Origin of the sequence: Fulvivirga aurantia, assembly GCF_009711475.1 — a bacterium.
Lineage (GTDB): Bacteria > Bacteroidota > Bacteroidia > Cytophagales > Cyclobacteriaceae > Fulvivirga > Fulvivirga aurantia.
Map to the genome: position 1 here is coordinate 1 of NZ_SMMD01000181.1, position 855 is coordinate 855.

Consider the following 855-nt stretch of genomic DNA (forward strand, 5'->3'; position numbering starts at 1 on the left):
GCGCTGCAGCTCTTTCTCTCGCTCTACTTCTCTGATTCTTTGTTCTTTTTGTAAAGTTTCATATTCGTACTGCGCTTCTATGCGAGCAATTTTTTGAAGGTTTCCTTTATTAAATAGTGAATCTTGTATATCTCTGTTAATCTTCAGATAGTAAATAGCCTTCTCCAGGTTGTTTGATTTCTCATACACTTTAGAAATAGCCTCCGAGAATTGGCTCAGTTCCTTTTTAAGAGACGTGTTTTCAGCTATCTCAAAAGCTTCAAGGTAGAGCTCAAGTGCACCATCCAGGTCACCCTTTTTTTCATAAAGAGTGCCTAAATCAAATCTGCTCAAAGCTATCAGGTAACTATCTTCACATTTAATGGCTTCCGTTAAGGCTTCGTTTAAATACAAATTAGCAGAGTCAAGCTTATCTAATTTTACATAGACACTACCGATGTTGTAGATTGGGTAGTTTATAAAACAAGGAGAGGTTTTTCTGATTTGCGGTGTACTGGCCATTCTGAAGTAGCTTAAGGCACTGGCATACTCTTCCTGAATTTTTAGAATATAGCCCACATTGTTGTAAACAAGAGACATTCCTTCAATGTCATCCGCTTTTTTGTAGATAAGAAGTGCTTTTTCGAAGTATTCTATGGCTTCGCTGTAGTATTCTTTAAATTGAAAAGTTCTGGCCATATTGTTATAGGCATGCGCCATTCTCATGGTGTCCTTTTGTAAAATGAATATATCAAGTGCCTTTTGATAGTATTCTAAAGATTGAGAATAAAGGCCATCGTCTAAATACGTGGTAGCCATAAAATTATAGGGATGAGCCTGATAATAGTTGTTATTTATCCTCTTACTTACATCAAT

At 36.3% G+C, this 855-nt stretch carries 1 protein-coding gene; it reads right to left on the minus strand.

Annotation, left to right across the window (positions count from 1 at the left end):
- A partial coding sequence (locus E1176_RS00545; protein WP_343030482.1) for a tetratricopeptide repeat protein occupies nt 1-855 on the minus strand: 855 nt, incomplete at its 3' end.